We start from the raw sequence: 1,106 nt of genomic DNA, 5'->3' as shown, positions 1-1,106 counted from the left end.
GCGACCGTCAGTGAAAATATTACGGGTGCCATCGCCGACTCGATCAACTACACCATTGAAGAGCTCCGCGTGCTGGTCGGTCGTATCAACGACGCAGCAAATCGCGTGACTGCGGCAACCGAAATCGCTCGCCAGACATCGGCCGAACTGCTTGATGCTGCTGAACGGCAGTCCTCCGAAATTCAGGAGGCCGGTCAGTCGGCACTCGAAATGGCCCGTTCGATGTCCGAGGTTTCCGATAACGCATCGGAGTCTGCCCAGGTTGCCCGGCAGTCGCTGCAGGCAGCCGAAAAAGGTACGTTGGCCGTGCAGGATTCGATCAAGGGTATGAACGAAATTCGCAACCAGATCCAGGAAACCTCGAAGCGCATCAAGCGCCTCGGTGAAAGCTCGCAGGAAATTGGCGAAATCGTGGAACTGATTTCCGACATTACCGAGCAGACCAACGTGCTGGCTTTGAACGCCGCCATCCAGGCCGCTTCGGCCGGCGATGCGGGGCGCGGCTTTACGGTGGTTGCCGAGGAAGTGCAGCGACTGGCTGAACGTTCCGGCGAGGCCACGAAACAGATTGCGGCCATTGTGAAGACTATTCAGACGGATACCCAGGACGCCGTTTCCGCCATGGAGCAATCGACCCGTGGTGTGGTCGAGGGGGCCAAGCTGTCCGATGCGGCCGGTCAGGCGCTATCGGAAATTGGCGACGTGTCGCGCAATCTGGCCGACCTGATTCAAAGCATTTCCACCTCAACCCAGAATCAGGCGGATTCGGCCACCCAGGTGGCGCGCCTGATGCAGGATATTCTGCACGTCACGGAACAGACGACGGCCGGTACGCAGCGCACCGCGCAGGCGGTCGACGAACTGACCGCGCTCGCTTCCGAACTGAAGGGTTCAGTCGCTGGCTTCAAGGTCGACTGACGATAATCACGAGAGATTATGAACGCGGCAACGGAATTTGATTTGGGCCCGCTGACGTGGGTCAAGGGCGAAATTGACCTGGCCTTGCAACGCGCCGAGCTGGCGCTCGACGAATATGTCGCGAGCGCTGACCGGACGCAGCTCAAGTTCTGCCGGACCCATGTTCACCAGGTGCACGGCGCGCTGGC

At 59.9% G+C, this 1,106-nt stretch carries 1 protein-coding gene; it reads left to right on the top strand.

The features are described 5' to 3' along the window. The coding region (locus ADADOO_RS03590; RefSeq protein ID WP_511275086.1) for a methyl-accepting chemotaxis protein at nt 1-918 on the top strand (918 nt) is incomplete at its 5' end. Between the last annotated feature and the right edge of the window lie 188 nt (nt 919-1,106).

The sequence above is a fragment of the Azonexus sp. genome (assembly GCF_036170495.1).
Lineage (GTDB): Bacteria > Pseudomonadota > Gammaproteobacteria > Burkholderiales > Rhodocyclaceae > Azonexus.
The sequence above is the reverse complement of the archived record's forward strand: the minus strand, read 5'-3'. Positions and strand labels throughout refer to the sequence as shown.